The 21,795-nt window shown below is 68.6% G+C and carries 19 protein-coding genes; 13 read left to right on the top strand and 6 right to left on the bottom strand.

From position 1 onward, the window contains the following. Positions 1–34 precede the first annotated feature (34 nt). Positions 35–1,087 carry a TIGR00266 family protein gene (locus RTY46_RS01865; protein ID WP_312706407.1) on the bottom strand — a complete coding sequence of 351 codons (1,053 nt, stop codon included), beginning with the start codon at positions 1,085–1,087 and terminating at the stop codon, positions 35–37. Positions 1,088–1,246: 159 nt separating this feature from the next. Between RTY46_RS01865 and RTY46_RS01860 the strand changes: the two genes are divergently transcribed. Beyond that, the gene (locus RTY46_RS01860; protein ID WP_312706406.1) at positions 1,247–3,514 is read left to right on the top strand and encodes a TonB-dependent receptor; all 2,268 of its coding nucleotides are present in this window, start codon (positions 1,247–1,249) and stop codon (positions 3,512–3,514) included. 124 nt (positions 3,515–3,638) lie between these two features. Here the strand turns inward: RTY46_RS01860 and RTY46_RS01855 are convergent, their stop codons facing one another. Continuing rightward, entirely contained in the window at positions 3,639–4,427 is a 789-nt protein-coding gene (locus tag RTY46_RS01855; RefSeq protein ID WP_345785122.1) for a phosphatase PAP2 family protein, read from the bottom strand. 260 nt (positions 4,428–4,687) lie between these two features. Between RTY46_RS01855 and RTY46_RS01850 the strand changes: the two genes are divergently transcribed. Both RTY46_RS01850 and RTY46_RS01845 read left to right on the top strand, forming a co-directional pair. Then, positions 4,688–5,566, top strand: coding sequence for a hypothetical protein (locus RTY46_RS01850; protein ID WP_312706404.1), 879 nt, complete (start codon positions 4,688–4,690; stop codon positions 5,564–5,566). A gap of 11 nt (positions 5,567–5,577) precedes the next feature. Further along, the gene (locus RTY46_RS01845; RefSeq protein WP_312706403.1) at positions 5,578–6,780 is read left to right on the top strand and encodes a DUF4785 domain-containing protein; all 1,203 of its coding nucleotides are present in this window, start codon (positions 5,578–5,580) and stop codon (positions 6,778–6,780) included. A 42-nt stretch (positions 6,781–6,822) separates the two neighbouring features. Here the strand turns inward: RTY46_RS01845 and RTY46_RS01840 are convergent, their stop codons facing one another. Further along, positions 6,823–7,581: an ATP-binding cassette domain-containing protein gene (locus RTY46_RS01840; protein WP_312706565.1), complete on the bottom strand. Its 759-nt coding sequence runs from the start codon at positions 7,579–7,581 to the stop codon at positions 6,823–6,825. 215 nt (positions 7,582–7,796) lie between these two features. On the opposite strand from RTY46_RS01840, the gene RTY46_RS01835 reads away from it, so the two are divergent. The 7 genes from RTY46_RS01835 (at position 7,797) to RTY46_RS01805 (ending at position 15,676) form a co-directional block, all read left to right on the top strand. Next, on the top strand, positions 7,797–8,999 hold the full coding sequence (locus RTY46_RS01835) for a fatty acid desaturase (RefSeq protein ID WP_312706402.1): 1,203 nt from the start codon (positions 7,797–7,799) through the stop codon (positions 8,997–8,999). Beyond that, the gene (locus RTY46_RS01830) at positions 8,996–9,328 is read left to right on the top strand and encodes an EF-hand domain-containing protein (RefSeq protein ID WP_312706401.1); all 333 of its coding nucleotides are present in this window, start codon (positions 8,996–8,998) and stop codon (positions 9,326–9,328) included. Before RTY46_RS01835 ends, RTY46_RS01830 begins: the two co-directional genes overlap by 4 nt. 43 nt (positions 9,329–9,371) lie before the next feature. After that, positions 9,372–10,022 (top strand): hypothetical protein, encoded by a 651-nt coding sequence (locus RTY46_RS01825; RefSeq protein ID WP_312706400.1) that lies wholly within the window; start codon positions 9,372–9,374, stop codon positions 10,020–10,022. A 65-nt stretch (positions 10,023–10,087) separates the two neighbouring features. Further along, positions 10,088–10,900 (top strand): bifunctional DNA-formamidopyrimidine glycosylase/DNA-(apurinic or apyrimidinic site) lyase, encoded by an 813-nt coding sequence (gene mutM, locus RTY46_RS01820; RefSeq protein ID WP_312706399.1) that lies wholly within the window; start codon positions 10,088–10,090, stop codon positions 10,898–10,900. 68 nt (positions 10,901–10,968) lie between these two features. Continuing rightward, a complete protein-coding gene (locus tag RTY46_RS01815; RefSeq protein WP_312706398.1) occupies positions 10,969–11,535 on the top strand; it encodes an ECF-type sigma factor in 567 nt (188 codons plus the stop codon). A gap of 22 nt (positions 11,536–11,557) precedes the next feature. Next, positions 11,558–14,023: a serine/threonine-protein kinase gene (locus tag RTY46_RS01810; protein ID WP_312706397.1), complete on the top strand. Its 2,466-nt coding sequence runs from the start codon at positions 11,558–11,560 to the stop codon at positions 14,021–14,023. A gap of 48 nt (positions 14,024–14,071) precedes the next feature. Beyond that, positions 14,072–15,676: a glucan biosynthesis protein D gene (locus tag RTY46_RS01805; RefSeq protein ID WP_312706396.1), complete on the top strand. Its 1,605-nt coding sequence runs from the start codon at positions 14,072–14,074 to the stop codon at positions 15,674–15,676. Between the two features lie 41 nt (positions 15,677–15,717). Here RTY46_RS01805 and RTY46_RS01800 read toward each other — a convergent pair whose 3' ends face one another. Together RTY46_RS01800 and RTY46_RS01795 are read right to left on the bottom strand one after the other, a co-directional pair. After that, positions 15,718–16,455: a sel1 repeat family protein gene (locus tag RTY46_RS01800; protein WP_312706395.1), complete on the bottom strand. Its 738-nt coding sequence runs from the start codon at positions 16,453–16,455 to the stop codon at positions 15,718–15,720. A gap of 126 nt (positions 16,456–16,581) precedes the next feature. Beyond that, entirely contained in the window at positions 16,582–17,202 is a 621-nt protein-coding gene (locus RTY46_RS01795; protein ID WP_312706394.1) for a thymidine kinase, read from the bottom strand. 101 nt (positions 17,203–17,303) lie between these two features. Here RTY46_RS01795 and RTY46_RS01790 point away from each other — a divergent pair, with 101 nt between their 5' ends. From RTY46_RS01790 to RTY46_RS01780, 3 genes are all read left to right on the top strand, one after another. Continuing rightward, positions 17,304–19,280 (top strand): UvrD-helicase domain-containing protein, encoded by a 1,977-nt coding sequence (locus RTY46_RS01790; protein WP_312706393.1) that lies wholly within the window; start codon positions 17,304–17,306, stop codon positions 19,278–19,280. A gap of 141 nt (positions 19,281–19,421) precedes the next feature. Further along, a complete protein-coding gene (locus RTY46_RS01785; protein ID WP_312706392.1) occupies positions 19,422–19,958 on the top strand; it encodes a GNAT family N-acetyltransferase in 537 nt (178 codons plus the stop codon). A gap of 46 nt (positions 19,959–20,004) precedes the next feature. Beyond that, entirely contained in the window at positions 20,005–21,012 is a 1,008-nt protein-coding gene (locus RTY46_RS01780) for a DUF4272 domain-containing protein (RefSeq protein WP_312706391.1), read from the top strand. Positions 21,013–21,088: 76 nt separating this feature from the next. Here the strand turns inward: RTY46_RS01780 and RTY46_RS01775 are convergent, their stop codons facing one another. Then, positions 21,089–21,745 (bottom strand): DUF480 domain-containing protein, encoded by a 657-nt coding sequence (locus RTY46_RS01775; RefSeq protein ID WP_312706390.1) that lies wholly within the window; start codon positions 21,743–21,745, stop codon positions 21,089–21,091. Positions 21,746–21,795 lie beyond the last annotated feature (50 nt).

The raw sequence follows: 21,795 nt of genomic DNA, 5'->3' as shown, positions 1-21,795 counted from the left end.
CTCGCCGGGCGTGGCCCGGCGCTACCGAGCAGGGTCAGAACCGGTTGTCGCCGTCCAGCATGCGGCCCAGCCCACCCAGCACCGAGCCTTCGCCGCGGTTCTTGCCACCGCCCTGCGGCGCGGCCATCAACATGCGCCCGGCCAGGCGCGAGAACGGCAGCGACTGCAGCCAGACCTTGCCCGGCCCGGTGAGGGTGGCCAGGAACACGCCCTCGCCGCCGAACAGCATGCTCTTGATGCCGCTGACCCGGCGCACGTCCATGTCCACCGTGGGGTGGTAGGCCACCACGCAGCCGGTATCCACGTCCAGGCGCTCGCCGGCGGCCAGCTCGCGCTCGACCACGCAGCCGCCGGCATGGATGAACACCCAGCCATCGCCTTCCAGCTTCTGCATGATGAAGCCCTCGCCGCCGAACAGGCCGGTCATGATCCGGCGCTGGAACTGCACGCCGATCTGCACCCCGCGGGCGCCGGCCAGGAAGCTGTCCTTCTGGCAGATCAGGCGGCCGCCATGCTGGTCCAGCTTCATCGGCAGCACGGTGCCGGGGTAGGGCGCGGCGAAGGCCACGGTGCCGCGCCCGCTGCCGGTCTGGGTGTAGACCGTGGCGAACAGGCTTTCGCCAGTGACCACCCGGCGGCCGGCGGCCATCACCTTGCCCATGAAGCCGCTGCTGGCCTGCGAACCGTCGCCGAACACGGTGTCCATCTGCACCGAGGCGTCCTTGAACATCAGCGCGCCGGCCTCGGCAATCGCGCTCTCGCCAGGGTCCAGGCCGATTTCCACGAACTGCATCTCATGACCCACGATGCGGAAATCGATCGGGTCGCCCTGTCCGCCGCTGTTGCTGACGTGGGGTACCACGCTGTGGCGGGCGGCCGGGGGCGCGGCGGCACTGGCGGGCGGTGTGCGCGGCGGCGTGCCGGTCTGGCGCAGCGCGGGAATGTCGGACACGGCTGTCCACCCGGACATGCCCTGGCACCAGGCCAGTGCGTGCGGATGGGCCTGCGCATGGGCGCGCGCAGCGTCTTCGTCGAGCGGGCCGATACGATCGGCCTGGCCGGCGGCATGGAAGTACCAGTGGGTCATGGCAGCAGGTCCGTTGCGGGAACAAGCCACGAGTCTAGCCGCAGCACACGGGGGCGAATGGTAGGGCCATGAACGATCGGCATTTGCGGCGCGGGTGCTGTATTGCAACAATTATCTGGTAGCGCCGTTTTACCACCCCTCCAAACACAGCCTACCGCCATGTCTCCGACCCGCACTTCCCGTGGCCGCCTTCCGGTCGCGCGCCCCCTCGTTGCCGCTCTTTCCGCCCTGTTGCCGCTGGTAGCAGCCGCCCAGGAAACCCCTGCCGCCAAGGACCCGGTTGCCCTCGACGCCCTGCAGGTGACCGCGCAGCGGCGCGTGGAGAATGCCAAGGACGTGCCGGTGGCAATCACCGCCATCCAGGGCGAAAAGCTGGATGTGCTCGGCTCGGCCGGCGATGACATCCGCTTCCTGTCCGCGCGCGTGCCCAGCCTGAACATCGAGTCGTCCTACGGCCGTGCCTTCCCGCGCTTCTACATCCGCGGCCTGGGCAACACCGATTTCGACCTCAATGCCTCGCAGCCGGTGTCGCTGGTGTACGACGACGTGGTGCAGGAAAGCCCGCTGCTGAAGGGCTTCCCGCTGTTCGACCTGGCCGGCGTGGAAGTGCTGCGCGGCCCGCAGGGCACCCTGTTCGGCCGCAACACCCCGGCCGGCGTGGTGAAGTTCGATTCGGCCCGTCCCTCGCAGGACGCCGATGGCTACGTGAAGGTCTCCTACGGCAGCTATGACACCTGGAACGTGCAGGGTGCCTACGGCGGCCCGCTCACCAGCCGCTGGTCGGCCCGCGTGTCCGCGTTGTACCAGCGCCGCGACAACTACGTCGACAACACCGTCGCCAACGCCCCCAGCTCGGGCTTCGAAGGCTATGACGAAGCCGCCGGCCGCGTGCAGTTCCTGTACGAAGGCGACGACGTGGAAGCGCTGTTCAACCTGCACAAGCGCAAGCTCAACGGCACCGCCCGTCTGTTCCGCGCCAACATCATCCAGAAGGGCAGCAACGCGCTGGTCGAGAACTTCGACCGCGACAAGGTCTCCACCGACGGCCTGAACTTCTCCAACCTGGAAACCTGGGGCGGCAGCGCACGCATCAAGTGGGACCTGGGCCGGGTCACCCTGCATTCGATCACTGGCTATGAAACGGCCGAGTCGCTGAACCACGGCGACGTGGACGGCGGCTACGGTGCCTCGTTCCTGGGCGCAGGCAACTACGGCCCGGGCCTGATTCCGTTCCCGTCCGAATCGGCCGACGGCCTGCCGCACCACCGCCAGTGGACGCAGGAATTCCGCGTCGAATCCAACGAGTGGGGCCGCTTCGACTGGCAGGCCGGCGTGTTCTACTTCGATGAAGACGTCACCATCGACAGCTTCAACTACGACTCGCTGACCCCGGGCAACCCGCAGACCGGCCACGCCGTGCAGAGCCAGCGCAACAAGGCCTGGGCCGCGTTCGCCTCGGGTGACCTGGACGTGACCGACCGCTTCAAGCTGCGTGCTGGCGTGCGTTACACCCAGGACAAGAAGGACTTCACCGCCAGCGTGCTGCAGGCCGTGCGCGATGGCACGCCGGTCAGCGGCCCGTACCTGGCCAACAGCGATGTGGACGATGTCAGCTGGGACCTGAGCGGCGTCTACCAGATCACCGACAACATCAACGCCTATGCGCGCGTGGCCAAGGGCTTCCGCGCACCGTCCATCCAGGGCCGCTTGGCCTTCGGCGGCGTCACCCAGGCCGATTCGGAGAAGGTGATCTCGTATGAGGCCGGCATCAAGGCCGACCTGTTCAACCGTCGCGCACGCCTGGGCTTCAACGTGTTCCGCTACAACGTGGACGGCCAGCAGTTGATCGCGGTGGGCGGCACCAACAACACCGCCACCCTGCTCAACGCCGACAAGACCATCGGCCAGGGCTTCGAGCTGGACTTCGAGGCGTACCTGACCGACAACGTGCTGATGACCCTGGGCAGCAGCTACAACGACACCGAGATCAAGGACCGCGATCTGGCGGTGGCGATCTGTGGCGGCGGCTGCACCATTACCGACCCGACCACGGTCATCAACGGCGGCACCTACGCGCTGGTGAACGGCAATCCGCTGCCGCAGGCGCCGAAGTGGATCCACAACCTGACCCTGCGTGCCGGCTTCCCGGTGAACGACGCCAGCGAGATCTACGTCTACACCGACTGGGCGTACAAGAGCCCGGTGAACTTCTTCCTGTACGAGTCGCCGGAGTTCCGCAGCCGCAGCTCGTTGGAAGGTGGCCTGCGCGTGGGCTACAACTGGGATTACGGTCAGTACGACGTGGCCGTGTTCGGCCGCAACCTGACCAACCAGACCCGCGTGGTCGGTGCGATCGACTTCAACAACCTCACCGGCTTCCTCAACGAGCCGCGTACGTACGGCGTGGAATTCACCGCGAAGTTCTGAGGCGGTTGATCGCGTGATGCAATGAAGAAGGGCCGGCGAAATGCCGGCCCTTCTGCTTTCTGTAGAGTCGAGCCATGCTCGACTGCCGTGAGCCGAGCATGGCTCGGCTCTACGCAGACGTGCCTTACAGCGCGCTCTGCGGGCGCACCTTCAGCACGGCTTCCTCTGCGGCACAGTCGCGGGCCGAATGCTGCCCCGCCTTGCGTGCCGTGGCGATTTCCCTGCGTGCCGCCAGCAGATCCTTGTTGAACGCTGCGTTGTCATGCAGGCGCGCCACTGCGGCCGCGCCCATGAAGCGCCCTTCCAGAATGTCGCTCTGCCAATGCACGTTGCACACCAGTCGGCTTTCCCCGTAATTGCGGCCGCGTGCCTGGATGGCATCCGCACGGTCGGGGGCAATCTCGGAAAGAATCAGCGCCCAGGCCCAGCCGATCGAGGTGTGGCCGGAGGGGTAGGAGCCGTTCTTGCGCAGCCCGGCTTCATCGTCCGGGGTGCAGGTGGGCTCGCCATTGACCATGAACGGGCGCGGGCGCTGGTACTGGTGCTTGGCGGCCCGGGTGGCGGCGCTGGCGTCGATCCGGCTGCGCTCCAGCAGGCGATACAACGCGGGGGTCTTCACCGCATCCACGTCCACGTCGATCGCACACGAGAACTGGTTGGCGCCTTCCGGGAAGCCCAGCTCGGCATCGCGCGTGGCCTGGGCGAAGCGCGGCGTGCCTCGAAGGGCGCGGGCTTCACGGCTGACCTGTTCATCCAGCGCGAACCCTGCCGAGCCGGCGGCGGGCGGGGCGGGCACCAGCTGGATGCTGGCGGGCACGGCCGTTGCGTCCAGATAGCCCACTGCCTTGGTGGTGACGTTGGCCTCCACGGCCGTGGGCTTGCTGGCGGTGGCGGCGCAGCTGGCCAGCGTCATGGCAATGGCAAGACCCAGCAACGGGCGGACAGGGCGGGCGATCAGGGACATGGGCAGACTCGGGGCTGTAAACACAGGCACCATGATGGCAGCCGCTGCCGGGTGCCGCAGCGCCCATCGGTCATATGGCCAGACCCGGCACGGTCTGCGCGTGGCCAATGTCCCGATTCCCGCCGCAGCGCACGGACTTTCACACGTCTTCAGCACCAGCATCTGCCCACAGCCGGGCCGGGGGGATCCGCTGACAAGGGAGAGATGCGATGCGCAGCACCGCAACAGGAAGTACCGTCCTGGCCCTGCTGATGGGCCTTTCCGCGGCTCCGGCAAAGGCCGCCGACGTCTACGGCGTGGCCTTCGTGCATGGCACTGGCGCGCAGACCAACGCCACCCAGGACTACTGGCAGCCAGCCATCATCGATACCGTGCGCCAGGGGCTGCCGAACAGCAGCAATTACGTGGTCATCAACTGCGACTTCACCCAGTACATGTGGAAGCCGGAAGCGGCCGGCTGCCTGGCCGATCAGCTCACCGGCTTCATCGACAGCCGCGGCATCACCCAGCTGGTGGTCATCACCCATTCCAACGGCGGCAACGTGATGCGCTGGATCCTGTCCAACCCCACCTACGACAGCCGCTACCCGAAGATCATCAGCCGCACCCGCAAGGTCACCGCACTGGCGCCGTCGTCGGCCGGCACCCCGCTGGCCGATGCCGTGCTGAACGGCAACACGTTCGAGACCTCGCTGGGCTGGCTGCTGGGCTACAAGAACGATGCCGTGCGCATGCAGCAGGTCGGTCACATGGCCACCTACAACGCGCAGAACCTGTATGGCACGGCCGGGCGCCCGGCGTTGCCCAAGCCGTTCCGCGCGGTGGTCGGCAGCGATGTCGAATCGGCGGTCTGGGACAGCAACAGCTACTGCGGCGGCTATGCGGCCAATGTCGGCCTGGAATTCACCCAGAACTGGCTGTCGTCCTGTTCGGACGGTTTCCTGGAATGCAGCAGCCAGAGGGCGGCCGGCAGCCTGTGGTTCACCGACAAGGCGCGCACGCAGGGGGCCGAGCCGTTGAGCCACAACCAGAGCCGGCGCGAATGCTTCGGCCTGGGCACCATCCTGCGCAACGACCTGACCCAGTGAGGGAGATGACCATGAAGATCCATTCCACCTTCCTGGCCGCTGCCGTGCTGACCGCACTTGCCGCCGGGCCCGCCCTGGCCGCACAACCGCTGCGTGCCGCCCTGGCCACCGACCAGGTGCCAGCCGCGCTGGTGGCGGCGCCCGTGCCCGCCGAAGACAGCGAGCGCGTACCGTTGGCCTTCGCCTGGGCGCTCGATCCGGCACAGTCGCTGCAGGCGCCGGGAGCGTATGCCGCCATCAGCCGCAGTTACTGGCAGCAGGTCGATGCAGGTGAACTGCAACGTGGCCTGGAGCTGCCGTTGACCGCCCCCGATGCGGTGATCCAGGTCAGCCCGGGTGCCGGCGCACGCGCGCTGCCCGCCGAGGCGCTGCAGGTGCGTGATGCGGCTGGCCGTACCAGCGTGGCCCGCAGCGTCGATGCCCGGCAGCTGCAGGCCACTGGCATGGCGGTAACCGATGGCAGCAGCATGCTGCGCACCGGCGCCAGCAGCGCGGTGGGCAACTACCGCCTGCAGAGCGCGCAGGCGCAGGGTCGCTACGTGGTGCAGGTGCTGGAACCCAATAGTCCCCTGCGGCTGGAAGTGCAGGCGAGCCAGGCGCAGGTGCTGGCCGGTGGCAGCGTGCAACTGCAGGCGCGTCTGCTGGAAGACGGCGCCACGGCCACTCGGTTGGCAGCACGGCGCGGCACGCTGGGCGGTGAGGCCCTGCTGGTGGCCCCCGATGGCCGCAGTTGGCCGCAGCGCCTGCTGCGCACCACCGATGGCAGCCTGCGCGCGCAGGTTCGCATTCCTGCCCAGGCCAGTACCGTGCAGGGCCTGTGGGAGCTGCAGGTATTTGCCCAGGCCGATGGTGTGCTGCGCGACGGCAAGGTGGCGTTCGCCGTGGCCCAGCCTACCGCGCGCTTCACCGGCCAGGCCAGTCCGGATCCAGCCAGCCGGCGGGTCAGTCTGCCGCTGCAGGTGGCTGCGGCAGGGCGCTATGAAGCGCGTGGCACGCTGTACGCCACCGGCACCGATGGCCAGTTGAAGCCGGTGGCGCAGGCCCACGCAGCGGCCTGGTTCGACCACGCCGGACGTGGTGCGCTGGTGCTGCCCTTCGACCAGGCACCGTTGCCTGCTGGCTTCGGCGCACCGTATGAACTGCGCGATCTGCAGCTGCAGGACCAGAGCCGGATGGCGCCGATCGAATCGCGCGCGCTGGCCCTGCGGTTCTGAGCAACGGCGGTGGGCCGGCCATCCCGGCCCGCCGCCTGCGGCCTACCCCGCGTATGCGGTCAGCCGTCCGTCGTGCTCCACCACATGGATCGCGCCGCCGAATACCGCCGACAGCGGCTCATCACGCAGCAGGTCATCGCGCGCGCCATCGGCCAGCACGCGGCCGTCGCGCAGCAGCACCACCCGCTCGATCTCGGGAATCACTTCTTCAATATGGTGGGTCACCAGCACCAGGGTGATGCCCTGCTGGGCCAGGGTGCGCATGGTGGCGATCAGCTGCTGCCGCGCCACCAGGTCCAGCCCGGTGGACGGTTCATCCAGCAGCAGCGCCTGCGGCCGGTTCACCAGCGCGCGGGCGATCAGCACGCGGCGGGTCTCGCCGGCCGACAGCTCGGCATACGCGCGTTCGCGCAGGCCCAGCGCACCGGTCATGGCCAGGGTCTGGCCCACCCGCTCGCGCATGTCGGCGGTCACTTCACGGAAGGCGGGCACCACATAGCTGGCGAAGAAGCCCGACAGCACCGCCTGCTCCACCGTCAGCCCGGGCATGTCGGCCAGGTTGCTGCTCAGGTCGCCGGTGACGATGCCCAGCTGCGAGCGCAGCCGGTCCACCTGCCAGCGGTTCTGCCCCAGCACTTTCACCGCCACCCGGCCATCGGCCTGGGCCAGCGGGTACAGCTCGCGGGTAATCAGCTTGATGAAGGTGGATTTGCCACAGCCATTTGGGCCCAGCAGCGCGGTGTGCTGGCCCTGGGCGATGCGCAGGCTGAGCGCGTGCAGCACCTTCACCTGGCCACGCATCACGCTGGCATGGTCCAGTTCGATCAGCGGCGGAAGGGCCTCGCCGGCGGCGGCCGGTGACGGGGCGGGGGTGCGTGGTTCAGGACTCGACAACGGGGTTCCCCAACGTGTGAACGGTGCCACGGAATGACGGTGAAGATCACCGTCGCAGGGTGCAGTTTGCAACGCAAGCGCCCATCATGTCTGCCACCCCCGCGTCGATCTGGAGAGCCGCCATGCCCGATGCCCTGATCTCCCTGCTGGCCGATGGCCTGCTTGGCCCGACGTGGTGGGAGCTGCTGCTGGTGCTGCTGGTCTTCACCCAGCTGACCATCTTCTCGGTCACCCTGTACCTGCATCGCAGCCAAGCCCATCGAGGCGTGGATTTCCATCCCGCGCTGGCCCACCTGTTCCGTTTCTGGCTGTGGCTGACCACCTCGATGATCACCCGCGAATGGGTGGCCATCCACCGCAAGCACCACGCCAAGGTGGAAACCGAAGACGACCCGCACAGCCCGCTCACGCGTGGCATTGGCCAGGTGTTCTGGCATGGCGTGGAGCTGTACCGCCAGGCACGCGGCCAGCGCGCGGACATCGAACAGTACGGGCGCGGCACCCCGGACGACGCCATCGAGCGCCATCTGTACACCCCGCGCGCAAATCTGGGCCCGGTGCTGCTGCTGGCCCTCAACAGTGTGCTGTTCGGCCTGCCCGGCGTTGCCCTGTGGGCGATCCAGATGGCCTGGATTCCGTTCTGGGCAGCGGGCGTGGTCAATGGTCTGGGCCACTGGTGGGGCTACCGCAACTATGAATCGGCCGACACCTCCACCAACCTGACACCGTGGGCGTTCTGGATTGGCGGTGAAGAACTGCACAACAACCACCATGCGTTCCCCAGTTCGGCACGATTTGCAATGCGGCGCTGGGAATTCGACATCGGCTGGAGCGCGATCCGCCTGCTGCAGGCGCTGCGCCTGGCCACGGTGCTGCGCGTCGCGCCGGCCATGGACGTGCGCCCGAACATCGCCGTACCTGACGCGGACACCCTCAAGGCGTTGCTGTCGCACCGCTTCCAGGCCATGACCGACTACCAGCGCAACGTCTTCGTGCCGGCACTGCGCGAGGAGGCCGCCCACGCCGGGGCCAAGCTGCGCCGGCTGCTGCCGCGACCGTTGCGCCGCGGTCTGGTGAATGACGGTCGCTGGCTGCACCCGGACAGCCGCGCGCAGTTGCGCGCCTGGGTCGCGCAGCGTCCGCGCATCGGCGTACTGGTCGAGTTCCGCGCACGCCTGGCCACGCTGCTGGAAGCCCGCGGCCATGATGCGGCCGAGCGCCTGCGCCAGCTGCAGGCCTGGTGCCGCGAAGCCGAAGAGAGCGGCATTGCCACGCTGCAGGCCTACGCCGCGCGCCTGAAGGGCTACACCCTGGTGGGCGCATGAGGCGCATTGCAGGGGCGTTGCTGGCCGTGCTGGCGCCGCTATGCGCGCATGCCCAGGTGAGCGATACCACCACCTACCTGCAGCGCATGGACAGCGATGGCGACGGCCGCGTGAGCGAAGGGGAGTACGTGCACTGGATGCTGTATGCCTTCGACCGGATGGACCGCAACGGCGATGGCGTGCTGACCGCCGACGAACTGCCCGGCGGCAAGGGTCGACCGATCACACGCGAGCAGCAACGGCAGGCCCTCATCCAGCGCTTCCACAAACAGGATGCCAACCGCGATGGCTATCTGGATGCGCGTGAACTGTCCGCACCGCCGCGCTGATGCGCGATCATGACGGCCGTACCGCCGCACGGAGAAGGCCGCCATGGATGACCGCATCGACGATGAACTGATGCAGGAGTGGACGGCATTCTGTGCCGGACACAGCGAGCAGGAGGACTGGTATTTTTCCGGCCTGCTGCAGGGCGTGACCGGGCCGGACACGCTGGACGCGGTGTTCGCCACCTTTCCGCATGCCGATGAACTGCGTGCGCGCGCGCTGGACGTGCTGGCTGCCGGCCATTGGGGCGATCACCTGTACCTGCAGCCGGCAGGCCCTGCTGATCCACAGGCATTGGCGCGTGCCGCCCGCCTCTGGTTGGATGAACTGGCACGGGTGGCGGGTGCCGCCGGCGAGCCCGCGCTGCAGGCGACGCTGCGTGAGGTACCGGTGGTCGAAGCATCCCCCGCATGTCTGCAGTCGGCCTGGAGCGGTTCGGGCCCCGCGGCCTACCTGCATGACGCCATCTGCGATGAAGTGCGCCGGGCGCGTACCCTCGACAGCCCGCAGATGAACGCACTGGACGAGGCGCTGTACCACCTGGCCTCCGATCTCTACCTGGGCTGGTACATCACCCAGCCGCTGGCCCCGGCCTCGATCGACTTCGCGCCGTATCTGGCGTTCTGGCGCCTGGGTGGCCGCGGAGCGCTGGTGGACGGTGCCTTCCTGGTCGAAGCGCCCGCCGCGGATGCGTAGGGCGCCGCGCCCGGTAGCGCCGGACCCTGCCGGCGGCTTCGCATGGGCCGGCGTAGAATCCGCCCATGCCTGAACTGCCCGAAGTCGAAACCACCCGCCGTGGCCTGGCGCCGCACCTGGAAGGCCGCCGCGTGCACGGGGTGATCCTGCGCCGCGCCGACCTGCGCTGGCCCATTCCGCCGGACGTGGCCGAGCAGCTGCCGGGGCAGCGTATCGACAGCGTGCGCCGCCGCGCCAAATACCTGCTGCTGGATACCGCCGTGGGCAGCGCCGTGCTGCACCTGGGCATGTCCGGCAGCCTGCGCGTGCTGCCCGGCGACACGCCGCTGCGTGCGCATGACCACGTGGATGTCAGCCTGGACAACGGCCGCCTGCTGCGCTTCAACGATCCGCGCCGCTTCGGCAGCCTGCTGTGGCAGCCGGCGGGCGAAGTGCACCCGCTGCTGCAGGGGTTGGGCCCGGAGCCCTTGGACGAGATCTTCGACGGCGACTATCTGTTCGAGCGCAGCCGCGGCCGGAGCGCGCCGGTGAAGACCTTCCTGATGGACCAGGCGGTGGTGGTGGGGGTGGGCAACATCTACGCCGCCGAAAGCCTGTTCAAGGCCGGCATCAGCCCGTTGCGCGAGGCCGGCAAGGTCTCCCGCGCGCGCTACCAGCGGCTGGCGCGCGAAGTGAAGGACACGCTGGGCTATGCGATCACCCGCGGCGGCACCACCCTGCGCGATTTCATCAGTCCCGACGGCGCCCCGGGGTACTTCGAGCAGGAACTGCTGGTGTACGGCCGCGATGGCCTGCCGTGCCCGCAGTGCGGGCGCCCGTTGAAGCACGCCATGATCGGCCAGCGCGCCAGCGTCTGGTGCGGCCGCTGCCAGCGCTGAACGTCTTCATGCGCTGCACACCGGCAGCGCTATAGTCCAGCCAACATCCGGCGGGGGGAACGTTGGCGATGGATGAGGGACCGGACATCACCGTATGGCTGGACGCGGCGCGTGGCGGAGATCGCACCGCGCTGGACCGTGTGCTGACCACGCTCTACCAGGAGCTGCACACCATGGCCCGGCGCCAGTTGGCCGGCCAGCAGGGGCGCACCCTGGATGCGACGTCGCTGGTGCACGAGTCGTACCTGAAGCTGCTGGGCAGCCGCGGCGCCGCCCGCTTCGAGGATCGCGCGCACTTCTTCGCCTATGCGGCCTCGGCCATGCGCAGCGTGGTGGTGGACTACGCGCGCAACCGCCTGGCGCGCAAGCGCGGCGGTGACCTGAAACGGGTGGCCGAGATTCCCGAGAACAGCAGCAGTGGCGTGCGCCTGGACGAAGACCTGCTGGCCCTGGACGTGGCGCTGGAGCGCCTGCAGGCCGTGGATGCGCACCTGGGGCGGGTGGTGGAACTGCGTTACTTCGCCGGCCTGTCCGAACAGGAGATCGCCGAACTGAGCCAACGTTCCGAACGCAGCATCCGCCGCGACTGGCAGAAGGCGCGCCTGTTCCTGCTGGCCGCCATGCGCGACGACTGAGCACCGCAACGCGACCCGGCCGATGGACAGCGCGCGCTGGCAGGAACTTTCATCCTGGCTGGACCAGTTGCTGGAACTGGACCCGCAGGCGCGGCAGCAGCGCCTGCAGCGCCTGGCCGAGCATGATGCGGAGTTGGGCCGCGAACTGCAGCGGCTTCTGCAACAGGAGCCGGACAGCCAGGACTTCATGGCGCAGCCTCTGTGGACGGCGCCGGCGCCCGGCCGCGCGGGCAGTGAAGTCGGGCCGTACCGGCTGCTGCGTCCGCTGGGCGAAGGTGGCATGGGCGAGGTCTGGCTGGCCGAGCGCTGCGATGGCCTGTACCAGCGCCAGGTGGCGCTGAAGCTGCTGCGCAGCGGCGTGGCCGATCCCGGCCTGCGGCAGCGCTTCGGCCGCGAGCGGCAGATCCTGGCCCGGCTGCAGCACCCGCACCTGGCGCAGCTGCTGGATGCCGGCGTGGATCTGCACGGGCAGCCCTACCTGGCGCTGGACTACGTGGAAGGCGAGCCGATCAGCGACTACTGCCGCAGGGTGCAGCCGCCGCTGGAAGCCCGGCTGCAGTTGATGCTGCAGGTCTGCGCGGTGGTCAGCCATGCCCACGCCAACCTGGTGGTGCACCGCGACCTGAAGCCGTCCAACATCCTGGTGCGCGACGATGGCACGGTGAAGCTGCTGGATTTCGGCATTGCCAAACTGCTGGACCACGACGACACCAGCAGTCCGCACCCGGCCACCGAGATCCGCGCGTTCACCCTGCACTACGCGGCCCCGGAGCAGGTGCGCGGTGAACTGGTCACCACGCTCACCGACGTCTATTCGCTGGGCGTGGTGCTGTTCGAGGTGGTGACCGGGCACAAGCCCTACCGGCTGCGCCGGCACAGTGATGCCGAATGGGAACGTTCGATCCTGGACGTGCAGGCGCCACGCGCGTCGGTGCTGCTGCAGCGGCTGGCCGACCAGCCTGGCGCGCCGCGCCGCGCGCTGCAGCGGCAGGCCCGGCGCCTGCGCGGCGATCTGGACGTCGTCCTGGAAAAAGCGCTGCAGAAGGACCCTGCGCAGCGCTACGCCTCGGCCGAGGCGATGGCCGGTGACCTGCGGCGCTTTCTGCAGGGTCAGCCCATCCAGGCACGTCCGCCCGGCGTGGGCTACCGCGTGCGCAAATACGTGGGCCGGCACCGGTGGGGCGTCGCGCTGGCGTCGGTGGCCGTGCTGGGCTTGCTGGGCACCATGTCCATGGCGTTGTGGCAGGCGCGGCAGGCGCGGCTGGAAATGGCCCGCGCGCAGGCCATGCAGGATTTCACCGTGGGTCTGTTCGACAAGGCGGCCAGCCAGCGCCACGGGCATTTCGACGTGCCACAACTGCTGGCTGCCGGGCAGCAGCGTGGCGAAGCCGAGCTGGCCGACCAGCCGCTGGCCCTGGCCGAGCTGGAGGGCGTGATCGGGCGACTGCGGATCGGTCTGGGCGACTACCAGTTGGCCCTGCAGACGCTGGACCGGCAGCGCCAGCTGCTGCAGCGGGTGGACGATGTGCCGCCTGCGTTGCAGCTGGAGGCGGTGACCCAGCGCGGGCGCGCGCTGCGCATGCTGGGCCGCGACCGCGAATGCCTGGCCCATCTGCAGCCGCTGCAGTCCCTGGCCGCCACCGAAGCCAGCGCGCTTCCGGCGTCGGTGGCTGAATTCCACAGCCAGTTGGGCCGCTGCCAGGCCGAACTGGGCGATGCCGAGGCGGCACGGCGATCCTTCACCCAGGCCCTGGCACTGCGCCACCAGGGCATCGGCGAGCGCTTCGGGCGTGCCGAATCGCTGGCCGACCTGGCCGGTCTGGACGCCGCCGCGGGGGACCTGCCGGCGGCGCTGGCAGGTTACCGCCAGGCGCTGGCGCTGTTGCAGCAGCCCAACGATGCCAGCAGCCCGCAGGTGATCACCCTGCACCGCCAGCTGGGCGATGTTCTGGCGCGGCAGGGGCAGGCGGCTGCCGCCGCCAGCGAGCTTGAACTGGCCTGGACAGCCGCCCAGGAGGCTTGGGGCCCGCGCCACCCGGAGGCGCTGGTGGTGCGCCGGGCGCGCGCGCTGCTGGCATTGCGGCGGGGCGAACTGGCGCTGGCCGGCGAGGAGCTGCGGACCGTGCAGGCGCAGCTGATGACCGCGCTGGGGCCGAGCCATCGCGAGATCGGCCACGGTGAATTCGCCCTGGGCCAGTGGGCCAGCGCCAGTGGCGATGCGGCTACCGCGGCCGGCCACTACGCGCGCGCGGCCACGCTGTGGCGGCAGCCCGACCACACCGCGTTGCTGCCACAGGCGCTGCTGGCGCAGGGGCAGGCGCTGCAGCAGGCCGGCCAGCCCGCGCAGGCACGCGAGGTGCTGGCCGAAGCGCGGCAGCTGCTGCTGGCCCAGCGCGGCCCGCAGGCGCCGGGCCTGCGCGGGCTGGAGGCCCGCATCGCCGCGCTGGCGCAGACTGAACCGCAGCCGGCCACCTCCGCTGCCCGTTAACGTTTGTCTGCCTATGATGGCCGACCTTTCCCTTGCTCCCGCGCCTGCATGCAACGTCGCGATTTCCTCCGCAATGCCTCCCTTGCCCTGGCTGCGTTCGGCCTGCCCGCGCTGCCTGCCTGTGCGGCCGGCAAGAGCGGCCAGCTGGGCCTGCGTCGCCTGGGCCAGCCGCAGCCGTTCGATTTCGCCACCCTGAAGGGCCAGGCCCGTGCCCTGGCCCAGGCGCCCTACAAGAGCCACAAGCGCGTGCTGCCGGGCCGGCTGGAAGGACTGGACTGGGACCAGTACCAGTCGATCGGCTACCGCCAGGACCACGCCCTGTGGGCCGACCAGCCGGGCCGTTTCCAGGCCAAGTTCTTCCACCTGGGCCTGTACTTCCATTCGCCGGTGCGCATGTTCGACGTGGTCGACGGCAGGGCGCAGGAACTGGCCTATGACGGCGCCGCGTTCAACTACGGCAAGAGCGGCATCAAGAACGGGGAACTGCCGGCCGACCTGGGGTTCGCCGGGTTCCGCCTGAACACCCGCACCGACACCGACCGCGATTTCGCCGCCTTCCTCGGCGCCAGCTACTTCCGCGCCGTCGGCAAGGAAGGCCAGTACGGCCAGTCTGCGCGTGGCCTGGCCATCGACACCGGCATGGGCAAGCCGGAAGAATTTCCCGACTTCATCGCCTACTACCTGGAACAGCCGGCGGCCGATTCCAACACCCTGGTGGTGTACGGCCTGCTCGATTCGCCCAGCGTGACCGGCGCCTACCGCTTTGCGATCACCAATGGCGACGTGCTGCTGATGGATATCGACAGCGCCCTTTACCCGCGCAAGGCGATCGAGCGGCTGGGCATCGCGCCCTGCACCAGCATGTACCAGGTGGGCGAGAACGACCGCCGCATGGGCTGGGACTGGCGGCCGGAGATCCACGATACCGATGGCCTGTCACTGTGGACCGGGTCGGGCGAATGGATCTGGCGGCCGCTGCTGAACCCGCGCAACCTGCGCTTCAACATGTTCGTGGACCGCAACCCGCGCGGCTTCGGCCTGCTGCAGCGCGACCGCAATTTCGATCATTACCAGGATGACGGCGTGTTCTATGAGAAGCGCCCGTGCCTGTGGGTGGAACCGAAGGGTGAGTGGGGCGAAGGCTCGGTGCAGCTGGTGGAGATTCCCACCGTGGACGAAACCTTCGACAACATCGTGGCGTTCTGGAACCCGAAGGAAAAGCCGCAGGCGGGCCAGGAACTGCTGATCGGTTACCGCCTGTACTGGGGCGCCGAACCGCCTGCACGCCCGTCGCTGGCACATTGCGTGGCCAGCCGCACCGGCCTGGGCGGCATCATCGGCAAGAAGCGTGAGTACTTCAGCTGGCGCTTCGCGGTCGATTTCGAAGGCGGCGAACTGGCCGGTCTGATCGACAAGGCCGACGTGGAAGCGGTGGTGGAAACCAGCCGTGGCCGGGTCGAGATTGTCTCGGCGCGCCCGCTGCGCGAGATCAAGGGTTACCGCGCCATGTTCGACCTGGTACCGCCGGAGGGCAGCACCGAGCAGATCGACATCCGCCTGTACCTGCGCAGCGGTGGCAAGACCCTGACCGAAACCTGGCTGTACCAGTACACCCCGCCGCCGGCCGGTGCGCCGGAGCGCACCCTGTATTGATCAAACCCGCGCGCTGTGCCGGGCCAGACCCGGCGCGGCGATCACGGCTTTTCCTGTTCCTGTTCGGCCGGTGCCGGGACGGCGCCGGCCTGGGTCGGATATCCCACCTGGACGCTGCCACGGCGGATCTTCATCCAGGTATCGTCCTGCCACTTCTGGTACAGCACCGGATCCCAGTACTTCGGGTCGTACAGTCTGTCGGCCTTGATCGTGCGGTTGATCCCGCCCTCGCTGAACACGATATCGACGTTGTTGCTCATCGAACCGGTGCGGCTGCCGGTCATCTGCCGCATGCCGCGGCGCAGTACTTCGGCGATGCGCGGCTTGGCCACGGCATCGCCGAACTCGGCACGCAGCGCCTGGGCCTGCGATCGCGCGTCCTGCTGGCGCTCCAGCGGCAGGCTGGCCCAGTACTGGTCACGCAGGTCGACAAACAGCGGATAGCCACGCTCGGCGGCCACATCCATCCAGGCGAAGGCCAGCACCGGATCGGCTGGCATGTTTACTCCGAACCAGTACATCTCGCCGATGTAACCCTGTGAAGGCTTGTCGGCATAGCGCGCGGACAGGCGGAAATTCTTCATTGCGTCGCTGGCATCACCGCGGTGCAGGGCAGCCACCGCCCATTGCCGGTACATGATGTCCGGATGGCTGTCCATGAACCCGGCGCCGACCAGGGTGGAATCTGCCTCAGGGCCATCGCTCTGGCCGACCGCCTGTGCGTGCAACGGGACCAGCAGGGAAAGCAGCAGCGAAAACGACAGAGCGAAAGGACGCATGGCCGGAACCGTGTGCAGAGCAAAGACACAGCGTAAGTGGAGCGCCCGTCGCTGTAAATCAGAAAACCCCTTAACGCAGGCGGAACCCGCTGCAGCGCCGGCCACCGCGCCGGGCCGCGTGCCACATTACAGCGGCAACGGTGCCTGCATCGGCTCGATGCGGCCCTCGCCGCGGGTGATCTTCTTGAATTCCGCACGGCTGACCGATACATAGCGGTCGTTGCCGCCGATCTCCACCTGCGGCCCGTCCTGTACGGCGTGCCCGTGCTCGTCCACGCGCACGGTCATGGTGGCCTTCTTGCCGCTGTGGCAGATGGTTTTGATCTCCTGCATCTCGTCGGCCCAGGCCAGCAGGTATTGGCTGCCCTCGAACAGTTCGCCGCGGAAATCGGTGCGCAGGCCGTAGCACAGCACGGGAATGCGCAGCTGGTCGACCACTTCGCTCAACTGCCAGACCTGGGCGCGGCTGAGGAACTGCGCCTCGTCCACCAGTACGCAGCCCAGCGGCCCGTGCTCGGCCAGATCCTGCTGCACCCACTGCTGCAGGTCGGAATCGCGCTCGAAGGCCATGCCCTCGGCACGCAGGCCGATGCGCGAGGCCACCACGCCGGCGCCGGCGCGATCGTCCAGGCGCGGGGTCAGGATCGCCACCCGCATGCCGAGCTCGCGGTAGTTGTGCGCGCTCTGCAGCAGGGTGGTGGTCTTGCCGGCGTTCATCGCCGAATAGTAGAAATAGAGCTTGGCCATCGGCCGATTGTACGCCGCAGCCCGCGTCGGCCGAAGCCGTTCAGCATCCCTGCCGGGCGGCGGCTGTGGCCGTCACCCGGGACCGCTACAATCCCCCTCCAATGCACGGTCTCAATCCCCCCCAAGCCGCCGCCGTCCTGCACATCGAAGGCCCATTGCTGGTGCTGGCCGGTGCGGGCAGTGGCAAGACGCGCGTGATCGTGGAGAAGATCGCCCACCTGATCGGCTGCGGGCGTTACCCCGCGCGCCGCATCGCGGCGATCACCTTCACCAACAAGTCGGCCAAGGAAATGCGCGAGCGCGTGGCCAAGCGCCTGCGCGAGCAGGATGCCGACGAGGTGACCATCTGCACCTTCCACGCCCTGGGCCTGAAGTTCCTGCAGATCGAGCATGCGGCCGTCGGCCTGAAGCGCGGTTTCTCCATCTTCGATGCCGACGATGCCGCCGCACAGATCAAGGACCTGATGTCCGGCGCCAAGCCTGACGACATCGAGGACATGAAGAACTTGGTGTCGCGCGCGAAGAACGCCGGCCTGTCGCCCGAACAGGCGATGGCCGCCGCGCGCAGCAACCGCGAGAAGGAAGCGGCCAGCGTCTACGAGCGCTACCAGCTGCGTCTGACCGCATTCAACGCCGTGGACTTCGACGACCTGATCCGCCTGCCGGTGCAGGTGCTGGAAGAGAACCCGGACATCGCCGTGGCCTGGCGCGAGCGCATCGGCTACCTGCTGGTGGACGAATGCCAGGACACCAACGACGCGCAGTACCGGCTGCTCAAGCAGCTGGCCGGCGAGAAGGGCAACTTCACCTGCGTGGGTGACGATGACCAGTCGATCTACGCCTGGCGCGGCGCCAACCCGGAGAACCTGCAGCAGATGGGGCGCGATTATCCCGCGCTGGAAATCATCAAGCTGGAGCAGAACTACCGCTGCTCCAACCGCGTGCTGCGCGCGGCCAACGCGCTGATCGCCAACAACCCGCACGAACACCTGAAGAAGCTGTGGAGCGACCAGGCCGACGGCGAGCGCATCCGCGTGTGGGAATGCCGCAACAGCGAACACGAAGCAGAAAAGGTCGCCGCCGAGATCGCCTTCGTGGCGCAGGCGCGACAGGTGCCGTGGAGCGATTTCTGCATCCTGTTCCGTGGCAACTTCCAGTCGCGCCCGCTGGAAAAGGCGATGCAGCTGCTGCGCATTCCCTACCACCTGACCGGCGGCACCATGTTCCTGGAGCGCCAGGAAGTGAAGGACACGCTGGCCTGGCTGCGGCTGCTGGTGAACCCCGACGACGACACCGCGTTCATGCGTGCGGTGCAGTCGCCCAAGCGCGATGTGGGCGCCGGCACGCTGGCCAAGCTGGCCGAGCTGGCGCAGGAAAAGGACATGCCGATGGCGCATGCCGCCGAGTCGATCGGCGCGCTGCAGCAGCTGCCGCCGCGCGCTGCCAACAGCCTGGCACGCTTCACCGACATCCTGCGCGACCTGCGCGCGCAGACGCGGCAGATCAGCTCCGGCGACATGATCCGCAAGGTCGCCAAGGAATCGGGCTTGCTCAGCGAGCTGCGCCAGCAGGCCAAGGAAGAGGCCAGCTACCAGCGCCGCGCCAACAACATCGAGGAACTGGCGCAGTGGTTCGAGGGCGGCCCGCGCGGTGCCACCGCCGCCGATCTGGCCGGTCAGCTGGCGCTGCTGTCGCGCAGTGACAAGGACGAAGGCGGCAACCAGGTGCGCATGATGACCATGCACGCCTCCAAGGGCCTGGAGTTCCCGTACGTGTTCATCGTCGGCTGCGAGGACGGCGTGCTGCCGCACCAGGTCAGCCTGGACGAAGGCAACCTGCAGGAAGAACGGCGCCTGCTGTACGTGGGCATCACCCGCGCCAAGATCCAGCTGTGGATGAGCTACAGCAAGCTGACCCGCAAGTTCGGCGAGCATGTGCGCCTGAAGCCGAGCCGGTTCTTCGAGGAGATTCCGGCCGAGGAGATCCAGCGCGATGGCGCCGACCCGGTGGCCGATGCGGCGCGCAAGAAGGAACGCGCGACGGCGGGGTTGGCCGCGATCGAAGCGCTGTTCGACTGACCCGGGGTCGGATCCCTTCCCGCAGGGAAGGGCTCTGACCCCAGCACCCTCCTGGCAGGGGGCAGAGCCCTTCGCTCCGCGAAGGGATCCGACCCCGGCACATCGCCCTACAATCAGGCCTCTCCCTCAACAGGCTTGCGCATGCATCCCATCGAAAGCGACCGCCTGCGTCTGCGGGCCCTGGAGCCTGAACGCGATGCGCTGCCAATGCTGGCGCTGCTCAATGATCCCGGCTTCCTGCGCTTCATCGGTGACCGCAACGTGCGCAGCGAGGAGCAGGCGCGGGAATACATCGCGCTGCGGGTGCTGCACAGCTATGCGTTGAACGGGTTTGGCTTGTACGCGATCGAGCGCCTGTCCGATGGCGCCTGGCTGGGCAATGCCGGCCTGGTGCGGCGCGATGGCCTGCCGGGGCCGGATATCGGCTATGCGGTGCTGTCGGAATTCGCGGGGCAGGGCTATGCCAGCGAGGCGGCGCGGGCTGTGTTCGCGCATGCGCGCGCGCAGCTGGACATCGAGGATCTGTATGGCATCACTGACGTGGACAACGTGGCCTCCGGGCGGATCCTGCTGGGGCTGGGCATGCACGAACGCGGCGTGATCCAGCTGCCGAACGTGGACAGCGCGAGCCGGTTGTACGCCACACCGGGCGCTGCGGCGGTTCAACAGCCAGCATGAGCCAGTGGAGTAAGGTGCAGGTCTGTTTTCCTGCACGGATGCTCCGATGCTGATCAACGCGTATTCCACCCTCGGCCACGTACTGGCACCGCCACCACAGGCCGACGCTGCCAACGTCCGTGGTCTTGATGACCCCGCACTGGCCCCGCACCTGGGCGGCTTCGTCAACTACGTGCTGGGCCACGGCGACGGGCAGATGACCGCCGCGCGCTATCACCTGATGCGGCACGTGCAGCGCGTGCGCCAGCATTATCTGTTCGAGCTGGCCGAGGCCGATCTTGAGGCGCTGCAGCCTTGGCTGCTCCAGGCCAACGCGGTGTGCTTCCTGGAAGATGGCAGCGTCCGCGATCCGGCCGGCAAGGTGCTGTTGGGTGAAGCGCTCGATCCGCAGGCGCAGGTGCCCTATCCCGTCGACGCCGAGCAGCGCCGGGCGCGCAGCCAACAGCAGCTGCAGGCCCACGCGGTGCATGCCCCGCCGTCATTGCCACCTGTGGTGGGGGCGGCCGAGGCACAGCTGCGCGCGCCTGCCCAGGTCTGGGCCAGAGCGCAGGCACTGCTGGCATGTGCGCTGCGCGCCGAGGCGCTGCAGGCCGGTGACCCACCGTTGAGCCTGGCCGAGCTGGCCGAGCGCCTGCCCGCCCTGCCCGAGGCCCTGAGCCCGGCCGAGGCCGCCTTCATCGAGCACGGGGACGCCGAGGCGGCTCTGCCGTTCGGCTGGCGCTACGAGAGCCTGGCCGTGCTGTTGTGGGCGCTGGGCGTGTCCGAGGCGCTGCCGTGGCCGCAGGCGACCTGTGCCGTGCCGGATGTGGTGGGCGCCTTGCTGCAGAAGACTGACAGTGGCAGCGAGCCTGCGACCCTGCGCGATACCGCCGAGCTGCTGGACGCGCTGGATCTGCACTACCGCCTGCACTGGGCTGCGCGTGAGGCCCAGCGCCAAGGTGCACCGATGCCGGGTGCGCTGGTGGGCGGTGTGATCTACGAGCGCCACTACGCGCTGAACTGGTTGTTCTGCTTTGAACAGGCCGACTGGGACGACGTCGATACGCCGACCTGAGTCTGCACGGCGAGGGCGGTCAGGCTGCCCTCGCAGGTATGGGCACCGTGCCGACCAACGGTCGACACCCACCCCCTCAGCCGCGCAGTTCCGCCAGCTGGGCCTGCAGTTCTGCCACGGTGGCTTCCAGCTGCTCCACCCGGGCCAGCAGGTCCGGGTCGGCGCCGGCGTGACTGCTGCCACCGCCGCTGCCGGCGTACTTCGCCGCCAGTGCCGCGCCATCCACTTCCCCGCACAGCAGGTGCATGTAGCGGTCTTCACGCTGGCCGCTGGCGCGCGGCAGCACCAGCAGCAGGCCACGCTGCTGCAGGCGTTCGATCGCGTGGCGGGCCTCGTCGGTGTCGGCGAAACGGTGCAGGCGCTCGCTGCGCGTCACCAGTTCACCCAGGGTCTGCGGCCCACGCAGCAGCAGCAGGGCCAGCAGCACGGTCTGCTGCCGGGTCAGGTCCAGCGCGGCCTGCAGGCGGTGCTCGTAGCGGTCGGCGCGCGAAGAGAAGTGCTGGCGGGCCAGGCCCAGCGTCTCCAGCTGGCGCAGGGCGTGCTGCACGCTGCCGGCATCGACGTTCATCACCGGCTCGCGGGCGGTCTTCTGGTTGGCGGCCGACTGCGCAGCGTTCACTGTCAGCGGGTAGGTGTCCGGGGTGGTCGCCTCCTTTTCCACCAGGCAGCCCAGCAGGCGGGCCTGCACGGCGTCGAGCAGGGGGACGTCGGGGGTCTGGACGGAATCGGTCATGGCGGCCTCCGGAGGGGCAACGGGTCAACCACCAAGCATAGCCGTCCCAA

This window comes from Stenotrophomonas sp., from assembly GCF_032056425.1.
Classification (GTDB): domain Bacteria; phylum Pseudomonadota; class Gammaproteobacteria; order Xanthomonadales; family Xanthomonadaceae; genus Stenotrophomonas.
Note: the sequence above shows the minus strand (reverse complement) of the source record. Positions and strands in the feature narration are given on the sequence as shown.

What these genes read in the sequence shown, in the direction of transcription:
- RTY46_RS01840 (WP_312706565.1), bottom strand. Translation starts at nt 7,581, where the DNA reads ATGCGTGGCCAGGTGAAGGTGCTGCACGCGCTCAGCCTGCGCATCGCC.
- RTY46_RS01805 (WP_312706396.1), top strand. Translation starts at nt 14,072, where the DNA reads ATGCAACGTCGCGATTTCCTCCGCAATGCCTCCCTTGCCCTGGCTGCG.
- RTY46_RS01845 (WP_312706403.1), top strand. Translation starts at nt 5,578, where the DNA reads ATGAAGATCCATTCCACCTTCCTGGCCGCTGCCGTGCTGACCGCACTT.
- RTY46_RS01850 (WP_312706404.1), top strand. Translation starts at nt 4,688, where the DNA reads ATGCGCAGCACCGCAACAGGAAGTACCGTCCTGGCCCTGCTGATGGGC.
- mutM (WP_312706399.1), top strand. Translation starts at nt 10,088, where the DNA reads ATGCCTGAACTGCCCGAAGTCGAAACCACCCGCCGTGGCCTGGCGCCG.
- RTY46_RS01860 (WP_312706406.1), top strand. Translation starts at nt 1,247, where the DNA reads ATGTCTCCGACCCGCACTTCCCGTGGCCGCCTTCCGGTCGCGCGCCCC.
- RTY46_RS01815 (WP_312706398.1), top strand. Translation starts at nt 10,969, where the DNA reads ATGGATGAGGGACCGGACATCACCGTATGGCTGGACGCGGCGCGTGGC.
- RTY46_RS01795 (WP_312706394.1), bottom strand. Translation starts at nt 17,202, where the DNA reads ATGGCCAAGCTCTATTTCTACTATTCGGCGATGAACGCCGGCAAGACC.
- RTY46_RS01830 (WP_312706401.1), top strand. Translation starts at nt 8,996, where the DNA reads ATGAGGCGCATTGCAGGGGCGTTGCTGGCCGTGCTGGCGCCGCTATGC.
- RTY46_RS01775 (WP_312706390.1), bottom strand. Translation starts at nt 21,745, where the DNA reads ATGACCGATTCCGTCCAGACCCCCGACGTCCCCCTGCTCGACGCCGTG.
- RTY46_RS01865 (WP_312706407.1), bottom strand. Translation starts at nt 1,087, where the DNA reads ATGACCCACTGGTACTTCCATGCCGCCGGCCAGGCCGATCGTATCGGC.
- RTY46_RS01855 (WP_345785122.1), bottom strand. Translation starts at nt 4,427, where the DNA reads ATGACGCTGGCCAGCTGCGCCGCCACCGCCAGCAAGCCCACGGCCGTG.
- RTY46_RS01835 (WP_312706402.1), top strand. Translation starts at nt 7,797, where the DNA reads ATGCCCGATGCCCTGATCTCCCTGCTGGCCGATGGCCTGCTTGGCCCG.
- RTY46_RS01790 (WP_312706393.1), top strand. Translation starts at nt 17,304, where the DNA reads ATGCACGGTCTCAATCCCCCCCAAGCCGCCGCCGTCCTGCACATCGAA.
- RTY46_RS01825 (WP_312706400.1), top strand. Translation starts at nt 9,372, where the DNA reads ATGGATGACCGCATCGACGATGAACTGATGCAGGAGTGGACGGCATTC.
- RTY46_RS01810 (WP_312706397.1), top strand. Translation starts at nt 11,558, where the DNA reads ATGGACAGCGCGCGCTGGCAGGAACTTTCATCCTGGCTGGACCAGTTG.
- RTY46_RS01785 (WP_312706392.1), top strand. Translation starts at nt 19,422, where the DNA reads ATGCATCCCATCGAAAGCGACCGCCTGCGTCTGCGGGCCCTGGAGCCT.
- RTY46_RS01780 (WP_312706391.1), top strand. Translation starts at nt 20,005, where the DNA reads ATGCTGATCAACGCGTATTCCACCCTCGGCCACGTACTGGCACCGCCA.
- RTY46_RS01800 (WP_312706395.1), bottom strand. Translation starts at nt 16,455, where the DNA reads ATGCGTCCTTTCGCTCTGTCGTTTTCGCTGCTGCTTTCCCTGCTGGTC.